The sequence below is a fragment of the Janthinobacterium foliorum genome (assembly GCF_978021625.1).
In genome coordinates, this window is record NZ_CDXDQE010000001.1 from 521,363 (window position 1) to 537,086 (window position 15,724).

A 15,724-nucleotide genomic window follows, 5' to 3' on the forward strand; every position below is an offset into this window, starting at 1 on the left:
ATGCCAAAAACTTAACGCCGAGCATTATGCAATATTTCTCAGGAGAATGCTTGTTCAAAAGAAAATCACTAATACCAACAAGGTGACTATAGCGTGCGCAACTGTGTCGCGGCGCCACGCTGAAGGTAGAATACAAAGCTACAGTCCGCCTGACCATTCCATCGCCCATGCAATCACCGATCACCATCCGCCTGGGCCGCCGCGCCCGCGCCCGCATCGCCGAACATGGCGTGCACGCCAGTGACATCGCCATCGTCCCCGCCGCCGCCGGCGGGCCGAAAGGCCTGATCCTGCACCAGCTCGACTGCTGGCTGTTCGGCGATTTCCTGCCGCAGGCGCCGCGCGCGCGCCATTTCGTCGGCGCCTCGATCGGCGCCTGGCGCATGGCCGCCGGCGTGTTTCCCGATCCCGTCGCCGCGCAGCGCCGCCTGGTGCGCGAATACGTGGGCCAGCGCTACCCGAACAAGCCCGACGCCGCCCACGTCAGCCGCACCTGCCGCGCCCTGCTCGACGCCGTGCTCGACGGCCAGGATGCGCAACTGCTGCAGCACGGCCAGCACAGCCTGGGCGTGCTGGCCGTGCGCGGCATCGGCGCGCTGGCGCAGCCGGGCACCTGGCGCGACCGGCGCGGCTTCCTGCTGGCGGCGGCCAGCAATGCCGTGGCGCGCGCCCGCCTGGCCGCCTCGCTCGAACGCGTGGTGTTCCATGCGGGAGCGGACGGCGCCAGCTGGCTGCGCTCGCGCTTCGACGCCTTTCATTCCCACTTCGTGCCGCTGGCGCAGGACAACCTGCGCGACGCGCTGCTCGCTTCCGGCTCCATCCCGCTGGTGCTCGATGCCGTGACGGACATCGCCGGCGCGCCGCCCGGGCGCTACTGGGACGGCGGCCTGGTCGACTACCATCTGCACCTGCCCTACCAGCGCGAACCGGACCTGGTGCTGTATCCGCATTTCGCCGACCACATCGTGCCAGGCTGGCTGGACAAGGCCATGCCCTGGCGCCGCGCGCGTCCCGGCGACAGCGCGCTCGACAACATGATCCTCGTCTCGCCCTCGCCCGCCTTCATCAGCAGCCTGCCGAACGGCAAACTGCCGGACCGGCGCGACTTTCCCCATTACGGCCAGGACCATGCGGGACGCATGCGCGACTGGCGCCGCGCCATTGCCGAAAGCGAGCGCATGGCCGCCGCCTTCGCCCGCTGGACCGAGCAGCCGGACCTGCGCCAGACGGGCCATCTGTAGCACGGGCGTGGCTGCAACAGGCGCAACAACAAGCGCGCTTTTCCCTCGCCTATTGGTCACTTATCGGCGCATACTATGTCGCACAGGCAATTAAATCCCCTTGCGACAGGAGTCCGACCATGCACGCCCTCTCCCACCTTCGTATCGGCACGCGCCTGGCAGCGGGTTTCGCGCTGGTGCTGCTGCTGTCCGTGATTTCCACCTCCTACGCGCTGTACAGCGCCCACGTCAATGCCGAAGCGACCCGGCAAATGATGGAAAAGCCGCTGGCCAAGGAACGCCTGGTGTCGGACTGGTACGTGCTGATTTATTCGGCCATCGCGCGCACCTCGATGATCGCCAAAAGCACGGATGAAACCCTGTCCAGCGTCTTTGCCGAGACCATCGCCGACAGCACCAAGCAGGGCGGCGAACTGCTGAAAAGAATCGAATCCCTGCTCGACAGCGATGAAGAAAAAGCCATCTTCAAGTCCTCCATCGCCGAACGCGTCAAGTACCAGGATGCCAAGACGCTGGTCATGAATGCGCGCAAGGCGGGCAACGCGGCGCAGGCGGAAAACACCTACCGCGACAGCTTTGCCCCGGCCGCGACGCATTACCAGAACAACGTCAAGGCCCTGCTGGCGCAGCAGCGCAAGGCCATCGACGCCACGGCGCAAGCCATCGAGGCGGCTAACGAACGCAGCTTCAGCCTGCTGCTGACCCTGTGCGCGCTGGTGGTGGCGCTGGGCAGCGTCTGTGCCTGGCTGATCACCCGCTCCATCACCGTGCCGCTGCAGGCGGCCGTGAAAGTGGCCGAAACGGTGGCCGACGGCGACTTGCGCACGCATTTCGGCCCGGCCGCCAGCGATGAAATCGGCGACCTGATGCGCGCCCTGCACGGCATGAACGACGCGCTGCGCAAGGTGGTGTCGGAGGTACAGGCGGGCACCAACGCCATTGCCACGGCGTCCGGCCAGATCGCCGCCGGCAACGCCGACCTGTCGGCGCGCACGGAACAGCAAGCCAGTTCGCTGGAGGAGACGGCGTCGTCGATGGAAGAGCTGACGTCGACCGTGAAGCAGAACGCGGACAATGCGCGCCAGGCCAACCAGATGGCCGTGGCCGCCTCCGGCGTGGCCGAGCGGGGCGGCAGCATCGTCAGCCAGGTGGTCGACACCATGGGCGCGATCGACACGGCGTCGACGAAGATCGTCGACATCATCGGCGTCATCGACGGCATCGCCTTCCAGACGAATATCCTGGCCCTGAACGCGGCCGTGGAAGCGGCCCGCGCGGGCGAACAGGGACGCGGCTTTGCCGTCGTCGCCACGGAAGTGCGGAGTCTGGCCCAACGATCCGCCGGCGCAGCGAAGGAAATCAAGGCCCTGATCGGCGACTCGGTGGAACAGGTCAACAACGGCACGCGGCTGGTGCAGCAGGCCGGCAACACCATGGGCGAAGTGGTCGACAGCGTGCGCCGCGTCACCGACATCATGGCCGAGATCACGGCCGCCAGCGCCGAGCAAAGCGCGGGCATCGACCAGGTCAACCAGGCCATCGCGCAGATGGACCAGGTGACGCAGCAAAACGCGGCCCTGGTGGAGGAAGCGGCGGCCGCTGCCGAAAGCATGCAGGACCAGGCGGCGCGCCTGGCGCAAGTGGCGGCCGGCTTCCAGCTCGAGCACATGGCGGCAGCGGCGGCGCCGGCACGCGCCGCGCAGCCGGCCAGGCACGCAGCCGCCGCCACGCCGCGTCTGGCGCCGCAGCGCACGCCCGCAGGGACCGCCAAGCGGGGCGGCGCGGCGCCAGTTGCAGCGGCAGCCGCCGCGCCGCGCCGGACGCCGGCGCATATCGCCGGCGACCAGGACTGGGAAGAATTTTAAGGCTGGCGCCCGGCCCGGCCCGCAAACTATTTGACAGCAGGGCCGGGCGCGCCGATACTGGTTTCAGGTGGGACTGGCGCGCCACCGCAAGATGCACCAGCCGGCGCCTCCAGGGAGAGACCATGCGCCCCTATCTTGTTACCGCCCAGTGCCTCCTGCGCCTGGGCGCCGCCCTGCTCTGCGCCGCCTTGGCCGCCTGTGCCGCCACGCCGGCCGCCAGCCTGCCCCCCGTCTTCAACGATGCCGACTTCGCGCCCGCCGCGGCGATCGACGCCGGCCAGGTCTTCGCCGTCAATGATGTCATGCGGCAATATATACAGGATAATGTGCGGCACGAGGCGCGCAACGGCAATCCCCGCGTAGCCCTGTACGACGCCCTGTACGACAAATCCAGGCTAAAGCTCGAGTACGATGCGGCCATGACGCGCAATGCGCGCGAAACCTTCGCCGCGCGCAGCGGCAATTGCCTGTCGCTGGTGATCATGACGGCGGCGCTGGCGCGTGAAATGGGCTTGCAGGTACGCTACCAGGAAGTGCTGGGCGAAGAAAGCTGGAGCCGCAGCGGCGACATGTATTTTGTCGCCGGCCACGTCAACCTGGTGCTGGGCAGGGGCCTGAGCGAGAATCCGAACAACTACGATGCCAAGGGCATGATGGTGATCGACTTCCTGCCCGCAGGCGACGTGGCGGGCTACCGCACGCGCGAAATCGGCGAAGCGACCGTGCTGGCCATGTACATGAACAACCGCGCCGCGGAAACCATGAGCGAGGGACAGCTGGACCAGGCCTACTGGTGGGCCAGGGCCGCCATCGCGCAGGACCCGTCGTTCAGCAGCGCCTACAACACCCTGGGCGTGATTCAGTTTCGCCACGGCAACCTGGCGCAGGCACGGCACACCCTGGCCCATGCGCTCGGACGCACGCCGGACAATACCGTGCTGCTGTCGAACCTGGCGCAGGCACTGGAAGCATCGGGCTTGCCCGATGAAGCGCTGCCGCTGCGCCGGCGCCTGCTGGCGCTGCAGCCGCAACCGCCGTTCTACTACTTCAACCTGGGCAAGGCGGCCATGCGGCAAGGCGACTATGCGCAAGCCGTGCGCCTGTTCTCGCGCGAACTGGCGCGCGATCCCTACTACCATGAATTCCACTTCTGGCTGGCGCAGGCGTATGCGCGCATGGGGCAACTCTCGCAGGCGGGCAAGCAGCTGGAACTGGCGATGGACAACAGCACCACGCGCAGCGACCACACCTTGTATGCGGCCAAGCTGCAGCGCCTGCGCGCGGCCCATTAGACCGGCTCAGTCTTCCAGGAACATCTGCTGCAGGTCGTTCAGGAAGCACAGGCCCCGTTCCGTCGGCCGGATGATCTGGTGGTCGCGGTACAGCAAGCCTTTCGCCTCGGCCGCATTGAGCGGCTGCTCGATGGCGTTGATGGCCAGGCCCGTGCGCTCGGCGAACAGGTTGGGCGAGAAACCCTGCGTCAGGCGCAAGGTATTGAGCATGAATTCGAAACCCATTTCCTCGCGCGCCAGCTCGCGCTCTTCCTGCACCGGATTGCCGGCGCCGACCGCGTCCATGTACGCCTTCGGCTGCTTGTAGCGGGCCTGGCGCAGCACGCGGTGGGGGAACGATATTTTGCTGTGCGCGCCGGCGCCGATGCCGATATAGTCGCCGAATTCCCAGTAGTTGCGGTTGTGCCTGGCCTGGCGGCCCGGCTGCGCATACGCCGACACTTCATAGCGGCCATAGCCCGCCTGCGCGGCGCGCGCGGCCACCATGTCGGCGATGTCGGCGCTCTCGTCGTCGTCCGGCAGCACGGGCGGATACTTGGCGAACAGGGTGTTCGGCTCCAGCGTCAGGTGGTACAGCGACAGGTGCGGCGGCGCGAACGCCAGCGCCGTATCGAGGTCCTGCTGCGCCTCGGCCAGGGTCTGCGTGGGCAGCGCATACATCAGGTCGAGGTTGAAATTGTCGAAATGCGCATGCGCGATGTCCACCGCGCGGCGCGCCTCGTTGTCGTCGTGGATGCGGCCCAGCGCCTGCAGGTGGCGACCATTGAAACTCTGGATGCCGATGGACAGGCGGTTGATGCCGCTGGCCCGGTACGACTTGAATTTTTCCGTTTCAAACGTGCCCGGATTGGCTTCCATGGTGATCTCGCAATCGGGCTCCAATGGCAGCAGGGTGCGCACGTCGGACATCAGGCGGTCCAGCCCCGCCGCCGACATCAGGCTGGGCGTGCCGCCGCCGATGAAGATGGTGTGGATCTTGCGGCCCCAGATCAGCGGCAGCGCCATTTCCAGATCCAGGCGCAGGGCCGCCAGGTATTGCTCTTCCGGGAAGCTGCCGCGCACCTCGTGCGAATTGAAGTCGCAATACGGGCATTTTTTCACGCACCACGGGAAGTGGATGTACAGCGACAGCGGCGGCAGCGCCGCCAGGTTCAGGGCGCCCGGCTGCAGGTATTTCAGGGCCGCGCCGGCGGCGCCGGAAATGCCTTCCTGCGGCGCGGGAGCGGCTCCCGCCTTGGCGCCGGACTTGGCCACCGCGCCCACCAGTTTGATCGGGATCATCGCAGCTTTTCCACCAGCGCGCGCAGGGCCTGGCCGCGGTGCGACAGCGCGTTCTTTTCATCGGACGTCAGTTCGGCCGCGCACTTGCCCAGCGCGGGAATGAAGAAATGCGGATCGTAGCCGAAACCGCCCTGGCCGCGCGGCGCGGCGATCATCTCGCCGTTCCAGCGGCCGTCGGCGATCACCGGCTGCGGGTCGTCCGCATGGCGCACGTACACCAGCACGCAGTAGTAATACGCGGATTTGTCGGCATGCGCCTCCAGGTCGGCGATCAGCTTGGCGCTGTTGGCGGCGTCCGATTTCGGCTCGCCCGCATAGCGGGCCGAATACACGCCCGGCGCGCCGCCGAGCGCATTGACGCACACGCCGGAATCGTCGGCCAGCGCCGGCAAGCCCGTCAGGCGTGCCGCATGGCGGGCCTTTTGCAGGGCGTTTTCGACGAAGGTATGGAAGGGCTCGTCGCTTTCGGGCACGTCGTACTCGCCCTGGGCGTGCACGGAAAAACCGATGGTCGAGAGCAGCTCGTTGAATTCCTTGAGCTTGCCGGCGTTGTTGGAGGCGAGGATGAGGCGTTGGGTCATGTGACAATATCCGGGTTGAGCCAGCCCTGCGCGAAAACTGCGGGGCTGTGTGAAGTGCCGCCATTGTAAACCTTTTGCGCTCCCCTTACCGCGCCCCGCCGTTGCCGCAAAAAGCGGCAGCGACGGAGATTTTTGCCCGCCGGGCGGGCGACAGCATGTAAATCTATGTAAAGATCAGATTCCCAATGCCTGCTTCTGCAGGGCGATCAGATCGGCGATGCCGCCCTGCGCCAGGTCCAGCAAACGGTTCATGCCGGCGCGGTCGAACGCGGCGCCTTCGGCCGTGCCCTGCACTTCGATGAAGTGGCCCGCTTCCGTCATCACCACGTTCATGTCAGTGTCGCAGCCCGAGTCTTCCACGTAGTCCAGGTCCAGTACCGGCATGCCCTGGTAGACGCCCACCGAGATGGCGGCAACGAAGCTTTTCACGGGAATGGCGGTGATCGCGCCGCGCGCCTGCAGCTGGGAAAACGCGTCGTACGCGGCCACCATGGCGCCCGTGATCGAGGCCGTGCGCGTGCCGCCGTCGGCCTGGATGACGTCGCAGTCGAGGTGCAGGGTGCGTTCGCCGAAGGCCTGCAAATCAAAGGCGGCGCGCAGCGAGCGGCCGATCAGGCGCTGGATTTCCTGCGTGCGGCCGGACTGCTTGCCGCGCGCCGCTTCACGGTCCATGCGCGTGTGCGTCGAGCGGGGCAGCATGCCGTACTCGGCCGTCAACCAGCCCTGTCCCTTGCCCTTCAGGAAGCCCGGCACCTTGTCTTCGATGCTGGCGGTGCAGATGACCTTGGTGTCGCCGCACTCGATCAGCACCGAGCCTTCGGCATGCTTGGTGTACTGGCGGGTGATGCGGATGGCGCGCAGCGCGTCGACGGCGCGGCCGCTCGGGCGGGATTCAAATGTCATGGGATGTCCTGTGTGATTGGGGGTTGCGGCAGCGATTTTACCACCGCGCTCGCGCATCTTTACAGCCATGCAACAACGCCGCGCCGCCGTGGCCCGCCGCGGGCGGCGCTGCACACATGATCCATACAATCCTGCCCCGCCGTACACAATTTTCTTTACAATGCCGTAAAACGCACACTATTCAGCAATTTTCAGGCCACCGGACGATCCGGCACTGTTTTGCGGCGCGGGCGGGTATTGCCTGCGCTGGCTGATTAAGTGTATAAGTGACTGTATACAAGATCAAATCGGGGAATCCTTTGAGCATTTCAAGCATGACAGGCTACGCGGTTGCCACCAGCGAAGGTGCTGCAGGCACACTGACAATTGAAATCAAGAGCGTCAATTCGCGCTTTCTCGACCTGCAATTCCGTATCAACGACGATCTGCGGGCGCTGGAGCCTGACTTGCGCGCCGCCGTCATGTCCGCCATCACGCGCGGCAAGGTCGAGGTACGCCTGAGCTTTGGCCGCAAGGCCGCGACCGCCGGCACGCAGGCGCTGAACCTGCCCCTGCTGACCGAGCTGGCGCGCCTGCAAAACGAAGTCGGCCAGCATTTCGTCTCCGCGCCCGTCATGTCGGTGGCGGAACTGCTGCGCTGGCCTGGCGTCATCGAAGAAGCACAAGTGGGGCAGGAATCCCTGCAGGCGGACGTGGGCGCACTGACCCGCCGCACCGTGGCCGCTTTCGTCGAAAGCCGCAAGCGCGAAGGCGCGGCGCTCGAAGCCGTGCTGGTGTCGCGCATCGAAGCGATGGAAGCCATCGTCAAGCGCATCACGCCGCTGATTCCGCAGGTAGTGGCGGCCTTCCAGCAAAAAGCCATCGAACGCATGCAGGACGCGCTGGGCCTGGCCAGCCAGGGCTCGAATTCGGCCCTGTCGCGCCAGGACGCCATGGAGCGCATCCGCCAGGAAGTCATCCTGTACGGCATCCGCATCGACGTCTCGGAAGAGCTGGCCCGCCTGTCGGCCCACCTGGGCGAGACGCGCCACATCCTCGCCAAGGGCGGGCAAGTGGGCAAGCGCCTGGACTTCATGATGCAGGAGCTCAACCGCGAAGCCAACACCCTGGGCGCCAAGGCCTCCGTCAAGGAACTGGCCGACGCTTCGATGGATTTGAAGCTGCTGATCGAACAGATGCGCGAACAAGTGCAGAACCTGGAGTAAGCCATGGCCGCGCCGCGCACATGGAGACTGGCCGGCAGCGCCCTCGCGCTATTGGCGGCAGGCGCGCAGGCACAAACGGCGCAGGCGCCGTCGCCGTACGCGATCGAAGGCTGCGCGTCCGGCTGCTTCGTGCTCAAGGAACGGGGCGCCGCCATCTACACGGGCGCCGACGCGGCGTCCTACCGCATCTGCTCGCGCAGCAGCCTGGGCGCGGAAGTGTCCGTCGACAGCACGGTCGTGCGCCTCAACAGCCGCGACTGCACCGATGTGAATGGACGGGCCATCGTCCTGAATGCGGGCGAAATCGCACTGGGCCGGCTGCCACGCTGAGGCAGTCCCGGCACGTTTGTTTTTTTGCCATGCCCGCAGCAGGCACTGGCTCAGCGCCTTGCCTCTTGGTAAAATACCGGATTGGGCGCCGCTTGCGCAGGCATCGGCGCCAACAACACGATTATTGAAAGATCCGCATGAGCCACCCTACCGCCTTCTCCGGCAGCCTGTTCGTGGTTGCCGCGCCTTCCGGCGCTGGCAAATCGACACTGGTCAATGCATTGCTGGCGCAAGAGCCCGGCATCAAGCTGTCGATCTCGACCACCACCCGCGCCCCACGCCCCGGCGAGCAGCATGGCCGCGAATACTACTTCACGACGGCGGAAGACTTTGTCGCGCGCGCCGAACAGGGCGAATTCCTGGAATGGGCGGAAGTGCACGGCAATTACTACGGCACCTCGCGCATCATGGTGGAACAGCAAATGCTGGCCGGTACCGATATCCTGCTGGAAATCGACTGGCAGGGCGCGCGCCAGGTGCGCAAGCAATTCCCCCGCGCGGCCGGCATTTTCATCCTGCCGCCATCGATCGACGCGCTGGAAGAACGCCTGAACAAGCGTGGCCAGGACGAGCCGCACGTCATCACGCGCCGCCTGCTGGCGGCCGGCGGCGAAATCGCACACGCGCCCGAGTTCGAGTATGTTATTATCAATGAAGAGTTTACGGTCGCTTTGTCCGAACTGAGCGCGATCGTGAGAGCGGCCCGTTGCCGGTTTGCGCAACAAGCGGCCCGCAACGCATCGCTATTCGCCCAGCTGGGCCTGCACGCAGAGTAAAACCGCTGCAACGGCACGCCAGTTCATACACAGCACCACGCAAAAATTTTAGGAGTTACCATGGCCCGTATCACAATCGAAGATTGCCTGAAGCAGATCCCTAACCGTTTCCAGCTGACCCTGGCTGCGACTTATCGCGCACGTCAGTTGTTGCAAGGCCACACCCCCAAGGTGGAAGCCAAGGACAAGCCTACCGTTGTCGCACTGCGCGAAATCGCTGCCGGTAAAGTCGGCATCGAAATGCTGAAAAAGGTCCCGATGTAATTGGGAACCCGCGTGCCGGAACAGTGCTGACCCCTGGTTCTACCGTATCCTTTATTCACACTGTGAAGTAACGCGACGTTTTATGAGTCTGACCCCAGCCGACACGACTTCCGCAGCACTGCCGCCCCTGGCCTCGCGCCAGGCGGCAAAATCGCAGGGCGCTTCCGCGCCCGGCACCGGCACGTCCGGCGGCAACGCCCCCGCAGCACCGCCAGCGCCCGCCCTCGGCGTGGCCTCCGTCAGCCACCTGGCCGACAAGCTGGCCGAATACCTGTCCCCCGCCGACCTGAAAAAAGTCAAGGAAGCCTACCGCTTCTCCGACGAAATGCACCTGGGCCAGATGCGCCGCTCGGGCGAGCCGTACATCTCGCATCCGATCGCCGTCGCCGAAATCTGCGCCGACTGGAAACTCGACGCGCAAGCCATCATGGCCGCCCTGCTGCATGACGTCATGGAAGACCAGGACGTCAAGAAGGAAGAATTGATCGAGCGCTTCGGCGCGCCCGTGGCACACCTGGTCGATGGCCTGTCGAAGCTGGAAAAGATCGAATTCCAGAGCCAGATCGAAGCGCAGGCGGAAAACTTCCGCAAGATGCTGCTGGCCATGGCCTCCGACGTGCGCGTGATCCTGATCAAGCTGGCCGACCGCCTGCACAATATGCGCACCCTGGACTTCATGACGGCGGCGAAAAAGCGCCGCATCGCCAGCGAGACCATGGAAGTGTACGTGCCGATCGCGCACCGCCTCGGCCTGAACAATATTTATCACGAACTGCAGGACCTGTCGTTCTCGCACCTGTACCCGATGCGCTACCGCACCCTGGCGAAAGCCGTCAAGGCGGCGCGCGGCAACCGGCGCGAAGTGGTCAACAAGATCATGGAAGCGGTGAAGAGCACCCTGTCCATGGCGGAACTCGACGCGGAAGTCACGGGCCGCGAAAAGACCCTGTTCGACATCTATAAAAAGATGCGCAGCAAGCATTTATCGTTCTCGCAAGTGCTGGACGTCTACGGCTTCCGCGTGGTGGTGAACAGTTTTGCCGACTGCTACGTGACCCTGGGCACCCTGCACAGCCTGTACAAGCCCATGCCGGGCAAGTTCAAGGATTACATCGCAATCCGCAAGCTGAACGGCTACCAGTCGCTGCATACCACCGTCATCGGCCCGTATGGCACGCCGGTGGAATTCCAGATCCGCACGCAGGAAATGCACCGCACGGCCGAGTCCGGCGTGGCGGCGCACTGGCTGTACAAGAGCGGCGAATCGAACCCGTCCGACCTGCAGCAGCGCACCCATGCCTGGCTGCAGTCCTTGCTCGACATCCAGCAGCAGACGGGCGACTCGGCCGAATTCCTCGAACACGTCAAGGTCGACCTGTTCCCCGATTCCGTCTACGTGTTTACGCCAAAGTCGAAGATCATCGCCCTGCCGCGCGGCGCCACGGCCATCGACTTCGCCTATTCGATCCATACGGGCATCGGCGACCAGACCGTGGCCGTCAAAATCAACAACGAAACGTCGCCGCTGCGCACCGAGCTGCACAATGGCGACATCGTGGAAATCATCACCGATTCCTCGTCGCGGCCCAGCCCGACATGGCTGTCGTTCGTGCGCACCGGCAAGGCCCGTTCGGCCATCCGCCACCATCTGCGCACGATCAATCTGCCCGAGTCGATCGCCCTGGGCCAGCAGCTGCTGTCGCAGGCGCTGCACACCCTGAACATCGACGCCGACCTGCCGGCCCCCTTGGTGGAACGCCTGCTCAACGAGTCGAGCGCCAATTCCATGGACGAGCTGTATGCGGACATCGGCATCGGCAAGCGCATGGCCACCCTGGTGGCGCGCCACATCTTCGGCCTGATCGGCGGCGAAGCGGCCAGCATGCCGGTGGAACACAATAGCGGCAGCGAGCTCGACCCTGTCACCATCTGCGGCAGCGAAGGCGTCTCCGTGCAGCTGGCGCCGTGCTGCCTGCCGATTCCCGGCGACCAGATCATCGGCCAGCTGCGCCGCGACCAAGGCCTGCTGGTGCACACGAGCGACTGCTCGCAAGCCAAGCGCCAGCGCGCCAAGGAACCGGACCGCTGGATCGCCGTGCGCTGGGGAACTGAACTGAACCGCCGTTTCGACTGCCGCATCAAGGTCCTGATCAACAGCGAACGGGGCATCCTGGCCCGCGTGGCCGCCGAAATCGGCGAATCGGACGCCAACATCATCTACGTGGGCATGGACGAAGACAAGGACAACGTCCTCGACCAGCTGCGCTTCACCGTGCAGGTCAAGGACCGGGTCCACCTGGCCGCCCTGCTGCGCAATGTACGCCGCGTCGCCGGCGTCAACCGGATCTTGCGCGAACGCAATTAAAATCGTTGGCAAAGAGCCGGGGTCAGACCCGCCGGGGGAATGCGTCCCAGCGGGACGGATTCCGATCGCGAAGCGACTGACCCCGGTTTTCCGCTGCGGGCTACCGGCTCATTTCCGCAACACACCGCAGAAACACCTGATCTCCTGCCGCAAATTCAGCATTGGTTGCTTCTCGCAGTTGTCCAACGCTACGCTCGTCTAATTCATCATGAAACAACGATTGGTATGTTTTTTGCCGTTCAGAGGCATCACTTCCAAGCATTAAATACAAGGAGTGCGGAGACAGCAAATCATCATGCATGCCCTGCGCATTGCTCCGATAACTGGACCAGCAATATTGTCCAGGCAATACCACAATACCTGCCCTGACGGGATTCAGTTCGATATAGCGCTGGCAAATCAATAAATACCGCTCGCCCTGCACCAGGCAGGATTTATAGCGGCCCTCCCACAAGCTACCCGTGCGGCCATGACGCCAGTTGAAATACTGTCCATAACGTTGGTTCAGCATTTTCATCAGCAACGACAGGAAGGCCGTGCCTTGCGTGGAAAGCAAGAGGTGCACATGATTACTCATCAGCACATAAGCATGCAGATGGCATGGTGCGAGCGCCAGACAAGCGCGCAGATAATCAAGATAACGCAGCTTATCCTGCCCATCAAGAAAGCAGGCCTGGCGATTCACGCCGCGCTGCACCACATGCAAGGGCACACCGGGGATGACGAGGCGAAGGCGGCGCGGCATGGCGAATCCTGATACCGACTCTGAATGTCTAGTATGCCTGCGCGCGCCTCCGGCACACTGCGCCAAAGCAAGCCTACCCCTCCCCCGGCGCCGGATACGTCACTTCCAGCAATTCCAGTTCCTGCGCGCCCTGCGGCGTGTTGAGCGTGATCACGTCGCCTTCGCGCGCCTTGGTGATGGTGCGCGCCATGGGCGAGATCCAGCTGATCTTGCCGTTCAAGGGGTCGAATTCGTCGATGCCGACGATGGTAATCGTGTGCGTCTCGCCATCCTCCGTGCGGTAGGTTACCGTGGCGCCAAAGAACACCTGGTCTGTACCGTGGTGCACGCTGGGGTCGACGATGGCGGCCAGGTCCATGCGTTTCGTCAGGAAGCGGATGCGGCGGTCGATTTCGCGCAGGCGCCGCTTGCCGTAGATATAGTCGCCATTTTCCGAGCGGTCGCCATTCGACGCCGCCCAGTGGACGATGCGCACCACTTCCGGACGGTCCACGTCGATCAGCTGCAGCAGCTCTTCCTTGATGCGCTGGTAGCCGGCAGGCGTGATGTAGTTCTTGGCGCCGGCAGGGATGGCCAGCGCCAGGGCGGCCGCCTCTTCATCGTCGTCGTGGTCGGATTCTTTTACAAAGGCTTTATTCATCTGTCTATTGTAGCCCTGCCGGACGGCGGCGGGCACACCGCAAGCAGGGGCAAGCGGGCTTTTTTGACGTATCATCGGGGCAATCGCGGCAAACACCGGCCGCGCACGGAGACGGATGAAAAAATTCTACAGATTCAGGCGCTGGCTGTTTGCGCCGCTGGTCTACCTGGCCGCCATATTCCTGCTGGTCGAGGAATGGCTGTGGGCGACGGGTGCGCGCATCATGCAGGTGGTGGCGCAGTTTCCGCCGCTGCATGCATTGGAAGCGTGGATCAAGCGCCTGCCGCCCTACTGGGCGCTGGCCATCTTCGTGCTGCCCGCCGTGCTGCTGTTCCCCGTCAAGCTGCTGGCCTTGCTGGCGATCGCGCGCGGCCATGCGTTTTCCGGCATCGGCGTGATCGTCGTCGCCAAGCTGGGCGGCGCGGCCGCCGTCGCGCGCTTGTACAGCCTGACCCGCCCCACCCTGCTCAGCTTGCCTTGGTTTGCGCACTGGCACGGCTTGTTCATGGAAACCAAGGACCGCTGGATCGCCCGCCTGCGCGCCACGCGTCCATGGCGCCGGGTCAGCCGCCTGTCGGCCGCACTGGGCCGCGCCCGCCGCGCGTGGTGGCAGCGCTTGCGCAAGGGCACGCCAGGCCGCCATAATTCGCGTCCGGCACGGGTGCTGCGCCGCTTCGCCGCCTTCTGGCGCGCCCGCCGCTGATGCAGAAAGCCACCGCCATGCCCGACTTTCCCAAACTGGCCCCCGCCATGCGCGCGGCAACGCCGGAAATCTATCTGTACGACGCGGCCAGCCTGCAATTGTTGGATGCCAATGACGCCGCCTGCGCCAACCTGCATTACGCGCGCGAGGAATTGCAGGCGATGACGGCCTTCACCCTGGCGCCGCAGCTGGAAGCGCCGCAACTGGCCGCCATGCTGGCGGGCCTGGACGACACGATCGGCGCGCAAGCCCGCCTGCACGTGCAGCAGCGGCGCCGCGATGGCAGCCTGTATTCCCTGTCGCTGCAACTGTCGCGCGCCAGCCGCCGGGGCCGCGCCCTGCTGCTGGCCGTGGCGGAGGACTTGCGCACGCCGCAGGCGACGGCCGCCGCCCTGGCCCAGGTGCAGTCGCGCTTCAACGCCATCGTCTCGAACACGCCGGGCCTGGTGTACCAGTTCTGCCTGCACGTGGATGGCCGCACGGCCTTTCCCTACCTGAGCGATGGCTGCCAGGCGCTGCTGGGCTTGAACCCGTCCCAGCTGCACGCGCGCCCGGAACTGTTTTACCAGCTGATCCTCGCCGATGACCGCGCCTCGTACCTGGAATCGATGCAGGCGTCGAAGGCGGCCCTGTGGAGCTGGAACTGGGAAGGCCGCATCTGGGTCGATGCCTGGAAAGACGTGAAATGGATCAACCTGCGCTCCACGCCGCGCGCGCTGGCGGACGGCACGGTGCAGTGGGAAGGCATCATGACGAATATCACCGAAAGCCGGCTCGAGCAGATCGAGGTGCGCCAGTCGCGCGCGCGCCTGGCCGAACTGACGGCGCATATCGACAAGGTCAAGGAACACGAGCGCACGCGCCTGGCGCGCGAACTGCACGATGACCTGGGCGGCAATTTGACGGCCATCAAGATGGCCCTGGCGATGCTGACGCGGCGTTTGCCGCCCGATAACGCCCCCCTGCTGGAAAAGGCCGAGTATGTCGATGCGCTGGTCGATCGCAGCATCGACGCCGTGCACCGCATTTCGCTCGACTTGCGCCCGTCCATGCTGGACCTGGGCCTGGTCGCCGCGCTCGACTGGCAAGTGAAGGAATTCGCGCGCCAGGCCGGCATCGCCTGCCAGTTCATCTCGAACCGCCAGCACATCGAACTGGAGCTGGACCAGGCAACCAGCCTGTTCCGCATCGCCCAGGAGGCGCTGACGAATATCGCCAAGCACGCGCAGGCCAGCAAGGTCACGGTGCGCCTGGCCCGCCAGCGCCAGCACCTGCGCCTGACCATTGCCGACAATGGCGTCGGCATGCGCCTGTCCGACCGCGCCAAGCCGCAATCGTTCGGCATCCGCGGCATGGCCGAGCGCACCAGCGCCCTCGGTGGCAGCCTGAGCCTGATGGACGGGCCCGATGGCGGCACGATCCTGAGCATAAAAATCCGGCTGGCCTCGCCGCGAGAGGCGATAATAGCGGCTGCAGCCAGCGCGCCAGCGCACAGCGGGCCGCCGCAAGACCCCGCCTGGCGCGAGTGAATCA

General features: G+C 65.0%; 15 protein-coding genes. 10 read left to right on the forward strand and 5 right to left on the reverse strand.

Features of this window, described 5'->3' with window-relative positions; genetic code table 11:
• Positions 1 to 167: 167 nt before the first annotated feature.
• From ACZ92H_RS02330 to ACZ92H_RS02340, 3 genes are all read left to right on the forward strand, one after another.
• Positions 168 to 1,241 carry a patatin-like phospholipase family protein gene (locus ACZ92H_RS02330; protein WP_465048160.1) on the forward strand — a complete coding sequence of 358 codons (1,074 nt, stop codon included), beginning with the start codon at positions 168 to 170 and terminating at the stop codon, positions 1,239 to 1,241.
• Between the two features lie 119 nt (positions 1,242 to 1,360).
• Positions 1,361 to 3,106 carry a methyl-accepting chemotaxis protein gene (locus tag ACZ92H_RS02335; protein WP_465048159.1) on the forward strand — a complete coding sequence of 582 codons (1,746 nt, stop codon included), beginning with the start codon at positions 1,361 to 1,363 and terminating at the stop codon, positions 3,104 to 3,106.
• Positions 3,107 to 3,228: 122 nt separating this feature from the next.
• Complete coding sequence (locus ACZ92H_RS02340; RefSeq protein ID WP_131371311.1) at positions 3,229 to 4,398, forward strand: tetratricopeptide repeat protein; 1,170 nt, start codon at positions 3,229 to 3,231, stop codon at positions 4,396 to 4,398.
• A gap of 6 nt (positions 4,399 to 4,404) precedes the next feature.
• Here the strand turns inward: ACZ92H_RS02340 and hemW are convergent, their stop codons facing one another.
• The 3 genes from hemW to rph form a co-directional block, all read right to left on the reverse strand.
• Complete coding sequence (gene hemW / locus ACZ92H_RS02345; RefSeq protein WP_465048158.1) at positions 4,405 to 5,679, reverse strand: radical SAM family heme chaperone HemW; 1,275 nt, start codon at positions 5,677 to 5,679, stop codon at positions 4,405 to 4,407.
• Positions 5,676 to 6,260 (reverse strand): RdgB/HAM1 family non-canonical purine NTP pyrophosphatase, encoded by a 585-nt coding sequence (gene rdgB / locus ACZ92H_RS02350; RefSeq protein WP_465048157.1) that lies wholly within the window; start codon positions 6,258 to 6,260, stop codon positions 5,676 to 5,678. Before rdgB ends, hemW begins: the two co-directional genes overlap by 4 nt.
• A 174-nt stretch (positions 6,261 to 6,434) precedes the next feature.
• Positions 6,435 to 7,163 (reverse strand): ribonuclease PH, encoded by a 729-nt coding sequence (gene rph, locus ACZ92H_RS02355; RefSeq protein WP_035821321.1) that lies wholly within the window; start codon positions 7,161 to 7,163, stop codon positions 6,435 to 6,437.
• Positions 7,164 to 7,477: 314 nt separating this feature from the next.
• Between rph and ACZ92H_RS02360 the strand changes: the two genes are divergently transcribed.
• From ACZ92H_RS02360 to ACZ92H_RS02380, 5 genes are all read left to right on the forward strand, one after another.
• Positions 7,478 to 8,368, forward strand: coding sequence for a YicC/YloC family endoribonuclease (locus ACZ92H_RS02360; protein WP_131371317.1), 891 nt, complete (start codon positions 7,478 to 7,480; stop codon positions 8,366 to 8,368).
• A 3-nt stretch (positions 8,369 to 8,371) separates the two neighbouring features.
• Positions 8,372 to 8,698 carry a hypothetical protein gene (locus ACZ92H_RS02365; RefSeq protein WP_131371319.1) on the forward strand — a complete coding sequence of 109 codons (327 nt, stop codon included), beginning with the start codon at positions 8,372 to 8,374 and terminating at the stop codon, positions 8,696 to 8,698.
• Positions 8,699 to 8,835: 137 nt separating this feature from the next.
• On the forward strand, positions 8,836 to 9,474 hold the full coding sequence (gene gmk / locus ACZ92H_RS02370; RefSeq protein WP_099666877.1) for a guanylate kinase: 639 nt from the start codon (positions 8,836 to 8,838) through the stop codon (positions 9,472 to 9,474).
• A 60-nt stretch (positions 9,475 to 9,534) separates the two neighbouring features.
• The gene (gene rpoZ / locus ACZ92H_RS02375) at positions 9,535 to 9,738 is read left to right on the forward strand and encodes a DNA-directed RNA polymerase subunit omega (RefSeq protein WP_010400723.1); all 204 of its coding nucleotides are present in this window, start codon (positions 9,535 to 9,537) and stop codon (positions 9,736 to 9,738) included.
• A gap of 82 nt (positions 9,739 to 9,820) precedes the next feature.
• Positions 9,821 to 12,103 (forward strand): RelA/SpoT family protein, encoded by a 2,283-nt coding sequence (locus ACZ92H_RS02380; RefSeq protein ID WP_131371322.1) that lies wholly within the window; start codon positions 9,821 to 9,823, stop codon positions 12,101 to 12,103.
• A gap of 100 nt (positions 12,104 to 12,203) precedes the next feature.
• Here ACZ92H_RS02380 and ACZ92H_RS02385 read toward each other — a convergent pair whose 3' ends face one another.
• Together ACZ92H_RS02385 and greB are read right to left on the reverse strand one after the other, a co-directional pair.
• Positions 12,204 to 12,848, reverse strand: a complete 645-nt coding sequence (locus ACZ92H_RS02385; RefSeq protein ID WP_465048156.1) for a transposase — start codon at positions 12,846 to 12,848, stop codon at positions 12,204 to 12,206.
• A 73-nt stretch (positions 12,849 to 12,921) separates the two neighbouring features.
• Positions 12,922 to 13,488, reverse strand: coding sequence for a transcription elongation factor GreB (gene greB / locus ACZ92H_RS02390; RefSeq protein WP_131371328.1), 567 nt, complete (start codon positions 13,486 to 13,488; stop codon positions 12,922 to 12,924).
• 115 nt (positions 13,489 to 13,603) lie between these two features.
• Between greB and ACZ92H_RS02395 the strand changes: the two genes are divergently transcribed.
• Positions 13,604 to 14,191 (forward strand): hypothetical protein, encoded by a 588-nt coding sequence (locus ACZ92H_RS02395; protein ID WP_131371331.1) that lies wholly within the window; start codon positions 13,604 to 13,606, stop codon positions 14,189 to 14,191.
• Between the two features lie 17 nt (positions 14,192 to 14,208).
• Entirely contained in the window at positions 14,209 to 15,720 is a 1,512-nt protein-coding gene (locus ACZ92H_RS02400; protein ID WP_465048155.1) for a sensor histidine kinase, read from the forward strand.
• Positions 15,721 to 15,724 lie beyond the last annotated feature (4 nt).